The sequence below is a fragment of the Lysobacterales bacterium genome (assembly GCA_019634735.1).
GTDB lineage: Bacteria > Pseudomonadota > Gammaproteobacteria > Xanthomonadales > UBA2363 > Pseudofulvimonas.
The window spans coordinates 19,319-36,827 of record JAHCAT010000006.1; the positions used below are offsets into that span (position 1 = coordinate 19,319).

Annotated in this window: 14 protein-coding genes and 1 riboswitch; of the genes, 3 read left to right on the forward strand and 11 right to left on the reverse strand. The window is 71.8% G+C overall.

Annotated elements, in window-relative coordinates; translation table 11 throughout:
* Nucleotides 1-120 precede the first annotated feature (120 nt).
* Together KF823_07160 and waaA are read right to left on the reverse strand one after the other, a co-directional pair.
* On the reverse strand, nt 121-1,704 hold the full coding sequence (locus KF823_07160) for an AbgT family transporter (protein MBX3725683.1): 1,584 nt from the start codon (nt 1,702-1,704) through the stop codon (nt 121-123).
* Nucleotides 1,705-1,811: 107 nt separating this feature from the next.
* Nucleotides 1,812-3,140 carry a lipid IV(A) 3-deoxy-D-manno-octulosonic acid transferase gene (gene waaA, locus KF823_07165; GenBank protein ID MBX3725684.1) on the reverse strand — a complete coding sequence of 443 codons (1,329 nt, stop codon included), beginning with the start codon at nt 3,138-3,140 and terminating at the stop codon, nt 1,812-1,814.
* Between the two features lie 266 nt (nt 3,141-3,406).
* Between waaA and lpxL the strand changes: the two genes are divergently transcribed.
* Nucleotides 3,407-4,441, forward strand: coding sequence for an LpxL/LpxP family Kdo(2)-lipid IV(A) lauroyl/palmitoleoyl acyltransferase (lpxL, locus tag KF823_07170; protein ID MBX3725685.1), 1,035 nt, complete (start codon nt 3,407-3,409; stop codon nt 4,439-4,441).
* A 331-nt stretch (nt 4,442-4,772) separates the two neighbouring features.
* Here the strand turns inward: lpxL and KF823_07175 are convergent, their stop codons facing one another.
* From KF823_07175 to KF823_07205, 7 genes are all read right to left on the reverse strand, one after another.
* Entirely contained in the window at nt 4,773-6,431 is a 1,659-nt protein-coding gene (locus tag KF823_07175; protein MBX3725686.1) for a HAMP domain-containing histidine kinase, read from the reverse strand.
* 160 nt (nt 6,432-6,591) lie between these two features.
* A complete protein-coding gene (locus KF823_07180; GenBank protein ID MBX3725687.1) occupies nt 6,592-7,854 on the reverse strand; it encodes an EAL domain-containing response regulator in 1,263 nt (420 codons plus the stop codon).
* Nucleotides 7,851-9,746, reverse strand: coding sequence for a PAS domain S-box protein (locus tag KF823_07185; protein MBX3725688.1), 1,896 nt, complete (start codon nt 9,744-9,746; stop codon nt 7,851-7,853). The genes KF823_07180 and KF823_07185 overlap by 4 nt, the downstream gene beginning before the upstream one ends.
* Nucleotides 9,747-9,880: 134 nt before the next feature.
* Nucleotides 9,881-10,336, reverse strand: a complete 456-nt coding sequence (locus KF823_07190) for a spore coat protein U domain-containing protein (protein MBX3725689.1) — start codon at nt 10,334-10,336, stop codon at nt 9,881-9,883.
* On the reverse strand, nt 10,327-13,041 hold the full coding sequence (locus KF823_07195; GenBank protein MBX3725690.1) for a fimbrial biogenesis outer membrane usher protein: 2,715 nt from the start codon (nt 13,039-13,041) through the stop codon (nt 10,327-10,329). The genes KF823_07190 and KF823_07195 overlap by 10 nt, the downstream gene beginning before the upstream one ends.
* Nucleotides 13,042-13,046: 5 nt before the next feature.
* Nucleotides 13,047-13,787, reverse strand: coding sequence for a molecular chaperone (locus tag KF823_07200; GenBank protein MBX3725691.1), 741 nt, complete (start codon nt 13,785-13,787; stop codon nt 13,047-13,049).
* A complete protein-coding gene (locus tag KF823_07205) occupies nt 13,787-14,275 on the reverse strand; it encodes a spore coat protein U domain-containing protein (GenBank protein ID MBX3725692.1) in 489 nt (162 codons plus the stop codon). Before KF823_07205 ends, KF823_07200 begins: the two co-directional genes overlap by 1 nt.
* Nucleotides 14,276-14,411: 136 nt before the next feature.
* Nucleotides 14,412-14,506, reverse strand: a riboswitch (cyclic di-GMP riboswitch).
* Nucleotides 14,507-14,665: 159 nt separating this feature from the next.
* On the opposite strand from KF823_07205, the gene KF823_07210 reads away from it, so the two are divergent.
* Nucleotides 14,666-14,875, forward strand: a complete 210-nt coding sequence (locus tag KF823_07210; GenBank protein ID MBX3725693.1) for a hypothetical protein — start codon at nt 14,666-14,668, stop codon at nt 14,873-14,875.
* 59 nt (nt 14,876-14,934) lie between these two features.
* Nucleotides 14,935-15,147 (forward strand): type II toxin-antitoxin system HicB family antitoxin, encoded by a 213-nt coding sequence (locus KF823_07215; GenBank protein MBX3725694.1) that lies wholly within the window; start codon nt 14,935-14,937, stop codon nt 15,145-15,147.
* A gap of 106 nt (nt 15,148-15,253) precedes the next feature.
* Here the strand turns inward: KF823_07215 and KF823_07220 are convergent, their stop codons facing one another.
* Together KF823_07220 and KF823_07225 are read right to left on the reverse strand one after the other, a co-directional pair.
* On the reverse strand, nt 15,254-16,759 hold the full coding sequence (locus KF823_07220) for a sigma-54-dependent Fis family transcriptional regulator (GenBank protein ID MBX3725695.1): 1,506 nt from the start codon (nt 16,757-16,759) through the stop codon (nt 15,254-15,256).
* Nucleotides 16,760-17,203: 444 nt separating this feature from the next.
* Complete coding sequence (locus KF823_07225; GenBank protein MBX3725696.1) at nt 17,204-17,359, reverse strand: hypothetical protein; 156 nt, start codon at nt 17,357-17,359, stop codon at nt 17,204-17,206.
* Between the last annotated feature and the right edge of the window lie 150 nt (nt 17,360-17,509).

A 17,509-nucleotide genomic window follows, 5' to 3' on the forward strand; every position in this document is an offset into this window, starting at 1 on the left:
AGGCAGGAGGCAGGAGGCAGAGAGCCTATTCGCGAGCGGGCCGCGGCACCGCACTTCTCCCCTCCCCCGCCTGCGGGGGAGGGGCGGGGGAGAGGGTAAGCGGGTTACCTGGATCTGAGTTCAGGGAACGGGGTAGACGTAGCTGGCGCCCACGCCCAGCGGAATGCCGAAGCCCCAGAACAGCAGCAGGAAGCCGGTCCAGACCACCAGCAGGGTGACCGAGAAGGGCAGCATCAGCGCCAGCAGGGTGCCGATGCCGGCGTTCTTCACGTAGCGCTGGCAGAACACCACGATCAGCGGGAAGTAGGGCAGCAGCGGGGTGATGATGTTGGTGCTGGAATCGCCGACGCGGTAGGCGGCCTGGGTCAGGTCCGGGGACACGCCGAGCTGCATCAGCATCGGCACCATGATCGCGCCGATCAGCGCCCACTTCGCCGAAGCCGAGCCGACCACCAGGTTGACCATGCCCGACAGCAGGACGATGCCGATCAGGGTCAGCGCCATCGGGAAGCCCATCGCCTGCAGCCAGTTGGCGCCCTTGATCGCCAGCAGCGCGCCCAGGTTGGACTGCCCGAAGGCGTAGATGAACTGCGCCGCGAAGAAGGCCATGACGATGTAGTAGCCCATGCCGCTCATCGCCTTGCTCATGCCGGCGATGATGTCGCGGTGGTTCTTCACGGTGCCGGCGGCATAACCGTAGACCACGCCGGGAATCAGGAACAGCACGAAGATCAGCGCCACGATCGACTGCATCAGCGGCGCGGCCGCCACCAGCAGCGGGTTCTGGCCGGCGGTGACCTGGTCGGGCCGTGCGGCCCACGGCGTGCCTTCCGGCAGCAGGGTCAGCACGAAGGCGGCGATCGCCACGCCCATGGCCAGCAGCGACCAGCGCAGGCCGCGCCGCTCGCGCGGCTCCAGCGGCTGCATCGAGGGCAGCTGGCTGGTGTCGCCGTCGACCGCCGTGGCGGTCAGGCGCGGCTCGATCACCCTGTCGGTCAGGAACCAGCCGACCAGGATGATCAGGAAGGTCGAGGCGGTGGTGAAGAAGTAGTTGTTGAGCGGATTGACCTGGACCGAGGGGTCGATGATGCGCGCCGCCTCCTGGGTCAGGCCGGCGAGCAGCGGGTCCAGGCTGGACGGCACGAAGAAGGTCGCCGAGAAGCCACCGGAGACACCCGCGAAGGCCGCCGCGATGCCGGCCAGCGGGTGGCGCCCGGCGGCGTAGAAGATCACCGCGCCCAGCGGGATCACCAGCACGTAGCCGGCGTCGACCGCGACATGGCTGAGCACGCCGACCGCGATCAGCATCGGGGTCAGCAGCATCTTCGGGGTGACCGACAGCATCGAGCGCAGTCCGGCGTTGATGAAGCCGGTGTGCTCGGCGACGCCCAGGCCGAGCATCGCGACCAGGACCACGCCCAGCGGCGCGAAGTTGACGAAGGTGCGGACCATGTCCGCCATGAAGGTGGTCAGGCTGGCGCCGGCCAGCATGTTGCGGATCTGGATCGGGTCGCCGGTGCGCGGGTCGACCTCAGCGAACTGCATGCTGGCGAAGATCGCCGACAGCACCCAGACGATGATCATGGCGATCAGGAACAGCATCGCCGGATCGGGCAGCTTGTTGCCGACGCGCTCGACGCCGTCCAGGAAGCGGGTCACGAAGCTGCGGCGCACCGGTGCCGGCACGGGTTCGGGGGTGTTCATGGCGCGGATCCCTCCTTCAGGCCAGCGGGCATCCTACCGCAGCGGCCCGCTGCCGGCGGCCGCCGTCCGCCGGGCGAACCAAGGCGGCGGGCAGGCGCGCGACCCCGCTACCCGGCGATGTGCCGGATCACGGCCAGGGTTCGCTCCAGTGCGCCGCGCTCGGCAGCGATCAGGGCCGCGCCGCGCCGGCCCATGTCGGCGCAGCGCGCCGGATCCTCGAACAGTTCGATCACCGCCGGCGCCAGGCCCTCCGGGCCGTCCACGCGCAGCGCGGCGCCCGCCTCGAGCAGCAGGTCGGTGACTTCGGCGAAATTGAAGGTGTGCGGACCGACCACGATGGCGCGCCCGGCCAGCGCCGGCTCCAGCACGTTGTGGCCGCCGATCGGCTCCAGCGAACCGGCCACGAAGGCGACATCGCAGGCGGCGAAGAAGGTCATCAGCTCGCCCAGCGAATCGGCAACGAAACACTGGGTGCCGGGCTCCGCGACCTGGTGCTCGCTGCGGGTGCGCACCTGCAAGCCGGCCGCTTCCGCCGCGTTGGCGACGGCGCGGAAGCGTTCCGGATGGCGCGGCGCCAGTACCAGCAGGGCGTCCGGAAAACGCTGCAGGACCTGGGCATGCGCAGTCAGCACGGCCTGCTCCTCGCCCTCGTGGGTGCTGGCCGCGACCCAGATGGGGCGGTCGGCGCCGGCCTGCGCGCGCCAGGTCGCGCCCGCGGTCACGGTCGCCTCCGGCAGCTCGTAGTCGAACTTGAGGTTGCCGACCATGGCCAGGCGCTCGGGCTGCGCGCCAAGGCTGAGGAAGCGATCGTAATCGGTCTGCGACTGCGCGGCGATGAAGGTGGCCGAACGGATCGCCTCGCCGGCCAGCGGCTGCACCGGGCCGTAGCCGCGCAGCGAGCGCTCCGACAGACGGGCATTGGCGATCACCACCGGGATGCCGCGGCGTCGGCAGATGAAATACAGGTTGGGCCAGATCTCGGTCTCCATGATCACCGCCAGGCGCGGCCGCACGCGGTCCAGGAAGCGCCGCACCGCGGCCGGGATGTCGTAAGGCAGGTAGACGTGGAAGATGCTGTCCCCGAACACCTGGCGCAGACGCTCCGACCCGGTCGGGGTCACCGTGGTCACTACCATCGGCCAGTCCCGGTAACGCTCGCGCAGGGCATGGATGAGCGGGATGGCAGCGTTCAGCTCGCCCACCGACACCGCATGCACCCAGATCGAATCGGTCGGGAAGCCCGGGCGCGGGAAATGGCCGAAACGCTCCGACCATCGCTGCAGATAGCTGCGCAGCTTCAGGCCGCGCACCAGCAGGCGGTACAGGATGATCGGCGTCGCCAGGTAGATGAAAGTCGTGTAGACCAGGCGCAGCAGCAGCAGGCGCAGGCGGGTCGGCCAGGAGTGCGGCTGCTTGATCGGTGTCGGGCCGGGCATGTGGGGATTCTAGCGGGCTGGGGACTGGGGACCGGGGACCGGGGACCGGGGACCGGGGGCGGGAGATCGCGGCCAGGGCGGGGGATCGGGGGCCGGGCAGTGGGGTCGTGCGGACCTTGGCACGGAGATCGGCAAGAGGGATGGCAGCGTGGCAGCGTGAGGCCAGCGCAATGGGGGGAAGGGGCGTGGCCATTCTGCTCCCGCCGACGGCGGGTGGATGAGAGAGGCGGCGGCGCGCGTCTTGATCCGGGGCGCGGCAGACGTCGATGCGCGCGCCGCGCGTGCGGGTCCGTGCGCGTGGCCGCCGGCGGGGGCGCAGGTCATGGGGGCGACGGCGCCTACAATGCCGCCATGGACTGCCGCCTGTTCGCGACGTGAGCGCCGCCCCTGCCCTGCGCCTGCCCTTGCGCCTGCTGGCGCCGTGGCACTGGCCGGCCTGGCTGGGCCTGGGCCTGGTCTGGCTGATCGGCCGGTTGCCGTGGCGGCTGGCCCTGCCGGCGGGTGCTGCGCTCGGCACGGCACTGCGCCCGCTCATGACGGCACGGCGTCGCATCGCCCGACGCAATCTCGCCCTGTGCTTTCCCGATCTGCCGGCTGCCGAGCGCGAGGCCCTGCTGCGCGCCCACTTCGCCGACCTGGGGCGGATGCTGGCCGAGTTCGCGCTGAGCTGGATGGCCAGCGACCGCGCGTTCGCGCGCATTCCCTGTCGCCTGCGCGGACTGGAACACCTGGCCGCCGTGCAGGCGAAGGGCCGCGGCGCCCTGCTGGTCGGCGGCCACTTCAGCCACCTCGAGCTGTGCGCCCGCCTGGTCGCGCAGCAGGTGCCGCTGGCCGGCCTGTACCGCGAACACGGTTCGCCGGTGTTCGAATGGGCCGTGAAACGTCGCCGCCTGCGCTACGCACAGGCGATGTTCGGGCGTCGCGAGCTGCGCGCCACGGTGCGCCACCTGCGCGCCGGCGGCACCTTGTGGTACGCCCCGGACCAGGACATGCGCGGCAAGGACAGCGTGTTCGCCCCGTTCTTCGGCGTCCAGGCCAGCACCATCACCGCAACGCACCACCTGGCGCGCCTGTCCGGCGCTGCCGTGCTGCCGTTCTCGCACCGGCGACTGCCCGGATCGGCCGGCTACGAACTGCAGATCGGCGCGCCGCTCGCGGATTTCCCGTCGGCCGACGAGGTCGCCGACACCGGCCGCGTCAACACGGCGATCGAAGCCATGGTGCGTGCCGCACCCGAGCAGTACCTGTGGATCCACAAGCGGTTCAAGACACGGCCTGCGGGCGAGCCCGGCGTCTATTGAGGCGGGGACCGGGGACAGGGGACCGGGGACCGGGGACGAGGGATCAGGGCAGCGGGATGCGTTTCGCGCTGGGCGCGTTGTCGTCGTCTCCCACGCAAGCGATGAGAAGGCGAGTGTCGTCGCCCGCATGGCAGGGGCCTGGAACTCGGCTCCCAAGTCCGGGTGCGAATCACGGATGCCGGTGTCGACTTTCCCGGTTCCGGGTCCCATGTCCGAAGTCCCGTGGGCCGAGTCCCCGGTCCCCGGTCCCCGGTCCCCTGTCCCCTGTCCCCGGTCCCGAGTCCCGAGTCCCGGGTCCCGGGTCCCGAGTCCCGGCATCAGGCATCAGGCATCAGGCCGCGTCGTGATGGATCAGGGCCTGACGATGGAAGCGGATCACGAAGCAGGCGCCGCCCTGGGCATCGGGTGCGTCGCGGTAGTCGAGGTCGGCACTGTTCGCCTGGCACAGTTCCCGGCACAGGTACAGGCCCAGTCCGGTGCCGCCGGTACCGGCGCCGGTGGTGTAGAACGGCTTGAACGCCTGCTCGACGCGATCGGCGGGAATGCCGCGCCCGTTGTCCGCCACCGAAAGCGTCAGTGCGCCATCCTCGGCGGCCTTGAGCGACACGGTGATGCGCAGGGGCCGCTCCGGATGGCGGCCGTAGTTGAGGCTGTTGCCCAGCAGGTTGCCGACCACCTGCTCCAGGTGCACCGGGTCGAACAGCACCTCGCAGGCGCGGCCCGGCGTGCGTATCACCAGCTCGTCGCCCTCCGGCAGCCGGGTCAGGCGGAACTCGTCCAGGTAGCGGGTCAGCCAGGTCTCCAGCTCGACGGTCTCCGGCTTGGCGCGCTCGCGCTTGGCGAGGTCGAGCACGCCGCGCACGATCCGCTCCAGCCGCTGGCCGTGCTTGTCGATGATCTCGACCAGGCGCCGGTCGCGCGCCGGCAGGTCCTTGGATTCACCCAGCAGTTGCCCTGCCTGCTGGATCGCCGCCAGCGGATTGCGCAGTTCGTGGGCGATGCTGGCGCTCAGGCGGCCGAGCGTGTCCAGGGTCAGCTCCTCGGCGCGCAGCTCGAGCAGCCGGGTGTCCTCCAGGAACACCACGGTCAGGCCGTCGCTCTCGGCGAACAGGCGCAGGAAACGCGCCAGCGCCGGATCGCCGCCCTCGTTCAGCGCCGTGTGGCTATGCGGTTGCTCGCCGCTGGTGCGCCAGCGCTGCCAGGCTTCCGCCAGCGGCACGCTGTACTGGCCGACCGGCGCGACGCCGCGCCGTCGGGTTCCGAGCAGGCGCCAGGCCGATTCGTTCATGCGCTGCACGCGGCCCTCGCGATCGAGCACCAGCACGCCGGTGCGCATGCGTTGCACGATCAGGTCGTTCAGCCGGTCCAGGTCGACCAGCTCGGCGCCACGCCGCTCCGCCAGCGCCTCGGCCAGGCGTGCGCGACGACCCATCAGCGAGGCGACCGCCGCGACCACAAAGCAGACCACGCTGATCGCGGCGGCGTTCGCAGTGACGTGTTCCATGGCGCCACCGCCGATGCCGTGCGAGAACACCGCACCCAGCATGGCGATCACCGCCAGCGCCGCGGCGCCCATCGCCAGCCGCACCGGCAGGTAGTTGGCGGTCGCCGCCAGCGACACCAGCAGCAGCAGCGGCACGGTGGATTCCAGGCCACGGGTCAGCAGCATGGCCAGGGAGATCGCCACGATGTCGATGAGCAGGCCCAGCACCAGTTCGACCGCGCCGCTGATCCTCTCGTTGAGCGCGTACAGGGTCAGCACCAGGCCGGCGCCCAGGTAGCAGATCGCCAGTGCGCGGGTCACGTGCAGGTCGCCGAAGCGCACCCATTCGCGGTCGTAGGCGCCGAAGGTCAGCGCCACCGCCAGCAGGCCGAGCAGCAGGCGGTAGGCGCGCAGGTAGTACAGCTCGCGCCGCTGCGGTGCGGCGATCTGGCCTGCCTGGACCATGTCCATGAAGGTGGCGACCAGGCTGTTGCGCCGCTGTTCCATCGTCGCTCCTTTGCTGCCCTGCGCTGGCGGCACAAGCATAGCCGCATGGCGGCAACCGCGACCAAGCGGCCGCGCGGCGTGAATCCGCCGTTGGCACCCTGGGGGCGGCTGCGACGCGAACGGCGGACACCGGCTATGCCGGCGCCGCCCGGCGTGCAGGTCAGGCCGGGATGCGGACGGGGCGCGGCGCGGTCCTGGCGCCGGCGGCCGGCCAGCGGGCCTGGATCCAGGGCAGCACGCACTCGGGCGACAAGGGGCGCGCCACCAGGTAGCCCTGGGCCAGGTCGCAGCCGGCATCGACGAGCAGATTCATGGTCGCCTCGTCTTCGACGCCCTCGGCGGCGACCCGAAGACCCAGGCTGTGGCCCAGATCGATGATCGATTTCACCACGGCCCGCGATTCGTGCGAGCGGGTCGCCGAAGAAACGAAGGACCGGTCCACCTTGACCTCCGAGAACGGCAGCCGGACCAGTTGCAGCATGGACGAGAACCCGGTCCCGAAATCGTCGATCGACAACTGGAAGCCCTTCATGCGCAGACGGGTCAGCAGGCCCAGGGAAGCGACGGGGTCGTCCATCGCCGCCGTTTCGGTCAGCTCGAAGATGACCTCGGCAGGCACCAGGCCGGCCCGCTCGCAACGCGCCGATACCCGCTCCACGAAGCCAGTGTCCGACAGGGTGCGGGGCGACAGGTTCACCGACAGTTGGGGCTGCAGGCCGGGTTCCAGGGCCGAGGCCGGCAATGTGTCGCGCAGGCGCGCATACCAGTCCAGCGCAATGTCGAGCACGCAGTCGGTGAGGCCGTCGACCAGGCCCAGCCGTTCGGCCATGGGCACGAAACGCGCCGGCCCGATGGTGCCAAGCACGGGGTGCTGCCAGCGCACCAGCGCCTCGAACCCCGCCAGCTTTCCGCTGCCGCAATCGATCTTGGGCTGATAGGCCACCGAAAGATCGCGTTCGGCAATGGCATCGGCGAGATCCTCGGCCAGGGACTGGTCGGCACCGGCCTGTTCCGGACACGGCTCGGTCGATCCCCCAGCGGCAGGGCACTCGCCCGCATCCCGCAACAGCGCGCGAAGCTGCGCAGGACGGAATGGCTTGCACAGGATGCCGGCGATCGCCAGGCCCAACTCCCCTGCGGTGCGGCTGGCGGCCTCCAGCACCCGGCAGTCGAGCCCGCTGACGATCACCAGGCGCGCGCGGCAGCCCACCTGCGCCAGCCGCTCGATCACCTGCACGCCATCCATTCCGGGCAGCACCAGGTCGAGCACCAGGTGGTCGGGGCGGAACTGCGCCAGCGCGTGCAGGAACGCCTCGCCGTCGCCGGCGCATTGCACCTCGAATCCGGCCGAAAGCGCGATCTGTCGGATCGTCCCGGCGACCAGGGCGTCGTCGTCCAGCACCAGCAGTCGTTGCGCTTTCATTGCGTCGTTCCAGGGGAGGGGCAGGCGTCCAGCACCAGGCGCAGCTTGCGGGCCAGGTCGGCCCGGCGGTAGGGCTTGCTCAGCAGCACCACGTTCGCCTCCAGGCGACCGTCGAGACTGAGTGCGTTCTCCGGAAAACCAGAGGCGTACAACACCGGCAGGGCCGGGCGGAGGTCGCGCGCGGCGGTCGCCAGTTGCCGGCCATCGAGCCGACCCGGCATCACCACGTCGGTGAACAGCACATCGATGTCCGGAGCCTGCCCGAGCAGCGCCAGCGCCTCGCTGCCCGACGCCGCGACCCGCACGCGGTAGCCCAGGGCCAGCAGTTGCTCGCGGGCGTATTCGCGTACCAGGTCGTCGTCCTCGACAAGCAGCACGCATTCGCCGGAGCCACGGGCCGGTGGCTCGGCGGGCACCGGAAGCGCGCGCGGTTGCCCGGCGACGGCATCGGCGCGCGGCAGGTAGACCCGCACCGTGGTGCCGACCCCAGCTTCGGAGTACACCGCGACATGGCCGCGCGACTGTTTCACAAACCCCCAGACCATCGACAGGCCCAGACCGGTGCCGTGGCCGCGCTGCTTGGTCGTGAAGAACGGCTCGAAGACACGGGGCAGGTCCGCCGGTGCGATGCCGCACCCGGTGTCGGTCACCGCCAGCAGTACGTGGTCGCCCGCCTGCACGCCAGGGTGGCCGGCCGCGTAGTCGGCATCCAGGAAGACGTCGCTGGTCTCCAGCAGCAGGCGGCCGCCCGCCGGCATCGCGTCGCGCGCGTTCAGGCACAGGTTGAGCAGCGCGTTCTCCAGCTGGCCGGCGTCCGCCAGGGCGCACCAGCGCGCGGGCGCGCCGGCGACCGTGATGTCCACACCGCCGCCCAGGCTGCGCCGGAGCAGGGGCAGCATGCCCTGGACCAGCGCCGCCACGTCGATGCGGGTCGGCGCCAGCGGCTGGCGCCGGCCGAACGCCAGCAGCCGGCTGGTGAGCTGGCCGCCCAGGTCGGCCGCGGCGCCGATCATGCCGGCCAGTTCGGCCAGGTCCGGGCGCTCGCCGGCGAGCGCCTCGGTCAGCAGCTCGGCGTTGCCCTGCATGACGGTGAGCAGGTTGTTGAAGTCGTGGGCGACGCCGCCGGTGAGCTGGCCCAGCGCCTCGAGCCGCTGCGACTGCGCAAGCTGCTCCTCAAGCCTGCGACGCTCGGTGATGTCGACCGCCATGACGATGCGCGCCGGTCGCCCGGCGTAGACGATGTCGTCGGCGTGCACCTCGGCCAGCAGGGTCTCGCCATCGCGGGACAGGTGGGTCCACACGCCGGCATTGACCATGCCTTCCCGGCGCGTGGCGTCGAACGCCGCCAGCCGGGCACGGTCGCCGACCGGCCGGATGTCCTCGATGGTCATGGACAGGAACTCGCGTTCGCTCCAGCCATAGCGCTCCACGGCGCGGCCGTTGACCTCCAGGAAGCGCAGCGACTCCAGGTCGTACACCCACATCGGATGCGGATTGCGCCGGAACAGCAGCCGGTACTTCTCCTCGCTGCGGCGCACCGCCTCCTGCGCGTCGCGCCTTGCGGTGATGTCCATCCGCACCAGCACCGCGCCATCCCCGGCGCCCGGCGGAACCGGCCGCCCGACCAGGCGCAGCCAACGCTCTTCCACGCCGTCGGGCCACGCGTACTCGATGTCGAACGCGCCGCGGCGTCCGGTCAGCAGTTCCACCACGGCATCCGCCGCTTCCCAGGCCGAGGGCGGCACCACGCCCTCCCCATGGTGGAGGTAGTGGGCGACGAAGTCGTCGCCGCGCGCAGGCGGATCCGCGATGCCCAGGCCGGGCGCATTGCTGGCCACGACCCGGCCCTGGCCATCGACCAGCACGATGTCGGCCGGAATGGCATCGACCATGGCGGCCAGAGGCCCCGCCGGACTGCCGTCGGGCGTGCCGGATGGGGCGCGGCCGGCGGGCCGTCGACGGGTGCGGGCCGGCAGCCGCGCCCCAAGCGGGCCGGGCCGGCACCCCTCGGGCGGCGGCTGCGCGCTCACCAGGTCACCTGCACGACGACCACGCCCGCATAGTGACCGGCGCGCGCCAGCGGCTGCGGCGGCAGCCGCCCGTGGACGGTATGCGCGCTGCCGGTCGGTCCGGCGCTGCCCGCGACCACCTGGCTGCCGCCGCTGCCGTCGCCCCACGGAATGCTGCGCAGCGGATCGACATACAGGCCGAACAGCAGGCTGTCCGGACCACTGGTCATTTCGTGCAATCCCCCCGGCCCGGTGCCGGGCACCAGGGCGATGCTGTAGGCGGTGGTTTCCGCGCAGTTCACGGTCAGGGTTCCGGCACTGTCGACCGGGGCGCCGGACAGGGGATTGACCGGACCGAAGGCGAGGCCCGTCGCCGACACCACGCAGGCCGCCTGCAGGGGTGGCACGCAACCGGCCAGCAGCAGGCCGAGCAGCCGTGCCGGTCCGTCCGGCAGCAAGGGCATCATGCGCATTCCAGAATCTCCTCGATGACGGCGAGCTCGTCCTTCCACTGCAGCGTCGGCAAGCGGACCTGGCAGGTCGCGCCGGGCCAGCTCAGCACCAGGGCATCGGGTGCCACGTCGGCGGCCAGCTCGAGAAACAGTTCGCCCTCGAAGCCCAGCACCGAGTCCCCGGCCAGTCCGGCGCCGCGCACCGCCGCACCCGGCGGTGGCACGGCGCCGCCGGGCAAGGCGATGCGCAGGGACAGCCAGCGCACACGCGTCGCCGCGAAATCCGCTGTCACCACCTGGCGACGCCCGGGCACCACATCGAGGGCGGCATGGCCGGTGCGCAGCGACAGCGGCAGGTCGGCGCCTTCCAGCGCGACCCGGTTGCGCTGGAACGGCCGCAGGCCCGGGACCAGGGCGACGCCGTCGTCGCCGGTCACCGCCACCACGCGGTTGTCGCGCAGCACGCGCACGCCGGCCTGCGGCACCCGGACCAGGGCATAACTGCCGGTCTCCGGTCGGGCCAGATGGACGCCGCCACCGGCCAGCAGCACGCTGCCCGTCAGGCCGGCCTGCAGCGAGGTGGCGCCGTCCAGGTCGTGGAAGCCGGCGACCTGCGCCTGGGCACGCCGGCCACGCCACAGGGCGCTGCCGGACAGCGAATCGCGGTGGCCGCCGGCCTCTGCATCGAGTCGCCAGGCGACGCCGGTGTCGTCCGGCCAGGGCGACTGCACACCGGCACGCAGGCCGGTGCGTTCGCCATCGTGATGGACGCCCGCGCGGCCGTGATAGCCGCGGCCGAACGGCACGCTCAGGACCAGGCTGGCGCGCAGGTCGTCGCTGCCGTCGAGCGGGTGGGAAACCGAGACCAGCAGTTGCGACCAGTGCCACAGCCGCAGGTTCAGGCCCAGGGTCGCCAGGCGCTGGTCGTCCAGCGCGCGCTGGCGGCGCTCCAGCAGCGACAGCGAAAGCGACACGGTGTCGCTCACCCGCCAACCCAGCCAGCCCTGGGTGAGGCGCTCCGGCGCCTGGCCCGGTTCGTCCCAGGCGAGGCTGGAGAAGCCGTCGTCAGCCTGCCAGTGGCGAAGCCCGAACGACAGCGCGCGGCCGCGCCAGGCATAGCCCAGCAACCAGGCCAGCCCCGCCCCGTCATCGTCGCGGCTGGCCGCCACGGCCGCCTCCAGCATGCCGCGCGCACCGGCCTGCCAGGCCAGCTCTGCACCGACCAGGCCACCCTCCTCGCGCACCTGCACCTGGCCACCCACGGTCAGCCGGTCGCTGATGCCGCGGCGAAAGCGGGCGCTGGCGAAACGCTCGCCATAACGGTCGCCCTCGCCCAGGTAGTCCAGGCGCAGCCGTCCGGCCTCGGCGCTCCAGTCGACCAGTCCCGGACGCAGCAGGCGCGGGTCGACGAACACCGGCGCGCTGGTCACCGACTGCCGACCCAGCGCGTCGGTCACCACCACGCGCAGCTCGCCGTTGGCGGTGTGCGCCGGCAGGTCCTCGATGCGGAACGGACCGGGTGCGATCTCGCTGCGCAGGGCGAGCTGCTGGTCCAGGTACAGCTCCACGGTGGACGGCAGGCGGGCGCTGCCCTCCACAGCCAGCAGCGGCCGGGTGTTGAAGTAGGGGTTGGTCTCGAAATCGGAGCCGATGCGCACGCCGCCATAGCGCACCGGTGGGAGCAGCGCGGAATCGCCGCCGATGGCGTCGCCGACGGTCAGCGACATCATCCGTTCCGGCCAGTCGAACTGGCAGCGGCTGTCGCCGCGGCGCAGGGCATCGCCGCGGTTCGACACCAGCAGGCCGCTGCCGCAGGTGGCGCGACCGGCCGACAGCGCGGCATCGAGCGCGGCGCCCAGCCTGCCGGGACTGCCAGTGGCATGCGCATAGCCCAGGTCGTAGCCGATCACCGCCGACAGCCCGCCCGGTGGCGGACCGGGCCGGAAGTCGTCGGCAAGGTCCATGCGCTGTGCCGGCAGCCGGTCCGGGTCGACCTCGAAGGCCAGGCGAAGCTGGGTGGTGTCCAGGTTCGGCGTGCCGACGGCAAGGCTGTCGAGTGCGATCGGCTCGCCGGGCCGCGCGCCGGGGGGCGGACGCACGCCGGCGGCCTCGAGCAGGCCCGGCGACAGCCACAGCCGGCCCCCGGATTCGCTGACCGCGTGCACGCCAGACACCGGCCGACCGTTGATCTCGACATCGAGCAGCCACGCCACGGCATCGGCGGGCGGCGCGGCCGGCTCCGTGACCGCCGGCGCGACCACGGGCGCAGGCTCGGCCGCTGCCGGCGGCGGCGCCACCCAGCCGGTGCTGGCCTGCGTTTCCGGACGCGAGCGCACCGGCGGCGGTGCCGGCGGCGTGGTCGTGACCACGACTGCCGACGCGGCGGCCGGCTGCACGTCGAGACGGCCCGTGGATTCATCGACCACCAGGCGGTGGCCAGCCAGCGCGGTTTCCGGCACGAACCATTCGCCCTGGTGCGAGATCGCCGGCACCTGCGGCACGGCGATGCCGAGCAGGCCCAGGTCCAGGCGCCGCAGAAGCCGGCGGCCGTCGGCGTCGACCAGGACCAGGACCACCAGGCCGGCATCGGCGCCGCCGATGCTGGCGGTAAGCCACAGCTCGCGCGGCCCAGTCTGCGCCTGCGCCTGCGCGACGGCGACCGCGCAGAGCAGGCCCAGCAGCGGCCGGGCCAGCGCCACGGCCAGCCGGGAAGGGACGCGCTTCATGGCCATCACTCCAGGCGGAGGGCCGTCTGGCGCTCGTTGCCGCCCTCGCTCAGTCCCAGGCGAAGGGTGTCGGGCACCGCGCTTTCGACCGGCAGCCGCCAGCGCGTGCTGGCGCCGGGGAGGACGTAGTGGGGGCGTTCGGAGCGCGCCAGTTCGTTGCCGGCGCTGTCGAGCAGACGTACGCGGGAGAAGCGGGCATGTCGCGCGCCGTCGTTGCGGGCCTGCAGCAGCACCGCACCGGTGCCGTCGCGGCTGGCCTGCCAGGCGAGCTCGGGCGGCGCACCGCGAGCGGCACCGTCGAAGAATATGGGGACGCTGAATTCCATGATCGTACGCACCCCCACGAAGTCCGGGGGCGCAGGCTGCGGCAGTTCGCGGATACGCAGCCGATAGGCACGCTCGCGGTCGCGGGGACCGGCGGTCAACCCGACCCGCAGACGCTGGGTCGCACCCGGCTCCAGGCTGAGCATGCGCGGCACCACCAGGGCATCGGTGGCGGGCTCGAGGACGTCGCCGTCCGGACCCTGCCGCCAGTGCATGAGATCGACCTGCAGGCGCAGCACCTCGGCGCGCGGGTTGCGCACCGACAGGTCGCCGGCCTGGGCGCCGGCGGCCACCTGCAGCCGGATCGGCTGGATCTCCACGGCCTGTGCGCCAAAGGCGCACAGGACGAGGAGCAGGCCCGGAAGCAGCCGGCGCCAGCCGCCGGGCGCCTGGACGACCGGCTGTTCCGGACCTGCGGCCATCAGAATTCCACCGTCGCCGTGATGGTGTCGGCGTAGCTGCCCACCAGGGCGGTGGACTGGCTGGCGAACACGCGACCGTAGACGGTGACGTTCTGGTTGGCACCGGTGCCGACGCCGTCGACGGTGTCGGACACGTCGCCCCAGATCTCCTCGCGCAGCGCGTCGCTGAACAGGCCGTAGGACAGGGTGGCGTTCTCGGTGTCGTGGTCCATGGCGCGGGCCGCGACGTTGCCACTGGCGCCGGCGCTCAGGCCGATGCTGTAGGCGGCACCATTGGTGCAGGTCACCGAGATCGTGGACGAGCCATCGACCGCGGTGCCGACGACCGGGTTGTAGTCGCCGAAGTTCAGGTCCGACGCGTTGATGCTGCACGCGGCGATGACTTCGGCGCTGACCTGGAAGTCGTCGCCGGCGGTGCCGGCCTGGGCCAGGGAAGCGCAGCAGACGGCGGCCACGGCGGCGGCCAGGGAGGTGCGGATCAGGTTCATGGTGAGGCTCCTTGCTTCGTGGAAAACGCACCCGTGCCGGGTGCAACGGCGCACGAAAGACAGAGTTCGCCCGAGCGGAGCCTGATGCCGGGGCGAACGGGACTGACCCGGGGCCCTGGAGGCGTTCCGCGCTGCGTTCGGCGGTCCCGCTACCGTGGGCCCGGGATGACCCGGGCCGTTAGGCCGGTGACTTTGCGTCCCCACCTTTCGATGGGTTTGCCTTTGTCGTGCGGGTGCCATGTTGCGCTGCCGCGGCGACAGCGACTGAGTGTGAAGTCACGCTTCACAAATGTTTGCAGAACGTGCATTCGTCCTGCCGCAGCCCAGTGGCGCCCGTCGATGGGCAGCACGCCCCGATTGCGCGATCATGGCGTCCGCACTCCCCAAGGCATGCGCGTCATGGCCGACGATGCCGACCTGACCCTGCTGCTCGACCAGGCCGCGCGCGGCGATACCGCCGCCGGCGCACGGTTCTTCCGGGCCACCTGCGACGAACTGCGGCGGATGGCGCAGCGGCAGTTCCGTGGCGAGCACGGCAGCCACCTGCTGCAGGCCACCGCGCTTCCTCCTCGGCCAGCGCGGCGGCAAGCCCAGCGATGACCTGGCGCCTGGAACCTCGAACAGCGTACTCAAGCAAGCCGCCCAGAAGAGGTCACCCCATGCGTTTTGCCATCGTCATCGAAAAGGCCGAAGGCAACTGGTCGGCCTACGTGCCCCACCGTCCAGGCTGCACTGCCACCGGTGAGACGGTAGCCGCCGTGGAAGCCGGAATCCGGGAGACGATCGGGTTCCACGCGGAAGGCCTCAGGGCGGACGGACTGTCGATCCCCAGCCCGGCGAGCGTCGTGGAGTACGTCGACATCGCCGCCTGACCTTGACTGACCTACCCGCCCTGGAACAGGCGCGGGCTGCAGGAAGCGTGGACTCCGCCGAAGCCGCGATGAAGCCGGCGGCTCGCCGCCGAGCGGGCGATCGGCCCTACTCGATGCCGAGCTTCTTCAGCCGGTAGCGTAGCGCGCGGAAGGTGATACCGAGCGCCTGGGCGGTCTTGGTCTTGTTGTAGCGGTTGGCTTCCAGCGCCTTCATGATGCGGTCGCGTTCGAGCTGCTCGATGTAGTCCTCGAGCGGCGCATCGCGCCCGGGTTCCGCGGCGCCGGCAGCCCCCGCAGGCGGCGCTGCCACGGGCACCTGCGCGGGCACCGGAACGCCGGGCGCGAAGGCGCCGCCGCCGCTGCCCCAGCCGGGGCCGAGATTGGCGGCACCGGGCGAGGGCATGGCCGCCGCGCCCGTCATCACGACGGTGCCGGCAGCCATGCCGGGCTGCGCCGCCTGGGCACCAGGCACCGGGCTGGCCTGCGGCAGGTGCAGGTCGTCGACGCCGATGCGGTCGCCGTCGCACAGGGCCATGGCGCGCTCGAGCACGTTCTCCAGCTCGCGGATGTTGCCCGGGAACCCGTAGCCGCGCAGCGCGTCCATCGCCTCGGCGGACAGCTCGACCCGGCCGCCCGGGTCGAGCTTGCCCAGGATGTGGCGGGCCAGGATCGGGATGTCCTCGCGACGCTCGCGCAGCGGCGGCATCGGCAGCTCGATGACGTTGATGCGGTAGTAAAGGTCCTGCCGGAAGGCGCCGCGCTCGACGAGCTGGTGCAGGCTCTTGTGGGTGGCGCTGATCAGGCGCACGTCCACCGGCTGCTCGACATTGGCGCCGATCGGCCGGATCGCCTTCTCCTGGATGGCCCGCAGAAGCTTGACCTGCATCGGCATCGGCAGCTCGGCGACCTCGTCGAGCAGCAAGGTGCCGCCGTGCGCGGCCTGGAACAGGCCCGGCTTGTCGGCGGCGGCGCCGGTGAAGCTGCCCTTCTTGTGGCCGAAGAACTCGCTCTCCAGCAGCTCGGCGGGAATCGCGCCGCAGTTGACCGGCACGAACGGCCCGTGGCCGCGCGGGGACAGCTCGTGGATGAGGCGCGCGGCCAGTTCCTTGCCGCTGCCGGATTCGCCGGAGATGTAGACCGGCGCCTGGCTGCGCGCCAGCTTGGCGATGGTGGCGCGCGCCTGCTGCACGGCCGGCGACTCGCCGATCAGGCGTGCGGTGGCGTCCGCCACCGGCCGCTGCGCGCCCAGGCGCAGGGCGGTCTCGACCAGGCGGCGCAGCTGCTGGATGTCGACCGGCTTGGCGACGAAGTCGAAGGCGCCGACCTTGAGCGCCTGCACCGCGGTCTCGACGTTGCCGTAGGCGGTCAGCACCGCCACCGGCGTGTGCGGGTGCTCGCGGCCGATCTTCTCGACCAAGGGCAGACTCATGCCGTCGGGCAGGCGCAGGTCGGTGAGGCACAGCGAGAAGCTGCGCCGGGCGAGCTGCTCGTTGGCCTCGGCGAGCGTGCCGACGCCGACCACGTCCAGGTCCATGCCGGCCAGCGACAGTTCGATCAGCTCGCGCAGATCGGCCTCGTCCTCGACGACCAGGGCGGCGGGGGTGGGGGTCATGGCCGCCAAGGTTAGCCCGCGCCGCGGCAAAAGGCGATCCGGGCCGCCGTACCGGCCTCCGGCCGCGCATGGCAGCGGCAGCTTTCCCGGCAATGGTCATCACCGCACCCTCCTGGGATTCCTTGCGCCCGGGTCTGGCTCCGATGAAGACCCTGGCAAGCCCCGCCCCTCTCCCCCGGCCCCTCCCCCGCAGGCGGGGGAGGGGAGAAGTGCGGTGCCGTCGCAAGGTAGAGAAGGCCGATGTCGCGCTCGCTGCCCCTGACACGCTCGCTCTCGCTCTGGCTGAAGACCCTGGCAAGCCCCGCCCCTCTCCCCCGGCCCCTCCCCCGCAGGCGGGGGAGGGGAGAAGTGCGGTGCCGTCGCAAGGTAGAGAGGGCCGATGTCGCGCTCGCTGCCCCTGACACGCTCGCTCTCGCTCTGGCTCTCGCTCTGGCTCTCGCTCTGTCATTTGCTGTTGCTGTTGCTGTTGCTGTTGCTGTTGCTGTTGCTGTTGCTGTTGTTGTTGCCGTTGCTGTTGCTGTTGCCGTTGGCGTTGGCGTTGGCGTTGGCGGACAGGATGTCCGCGCTTTTCCCGGGGCCCCACGCGGTCCGGCGGGGCACGGCCGGATCAGCCGCGCCGAAGGCGCGGACGGCGCCCGAGGCGCCGTCCGACGCGGGGGCGATGGATGGCCCTTGAGCGTCGGCCCGGACGGGGCACGCGAACCCCACGGGCAGGATGCCCGTGGGGCGGACCGCCTGGGGCGCCCTTCT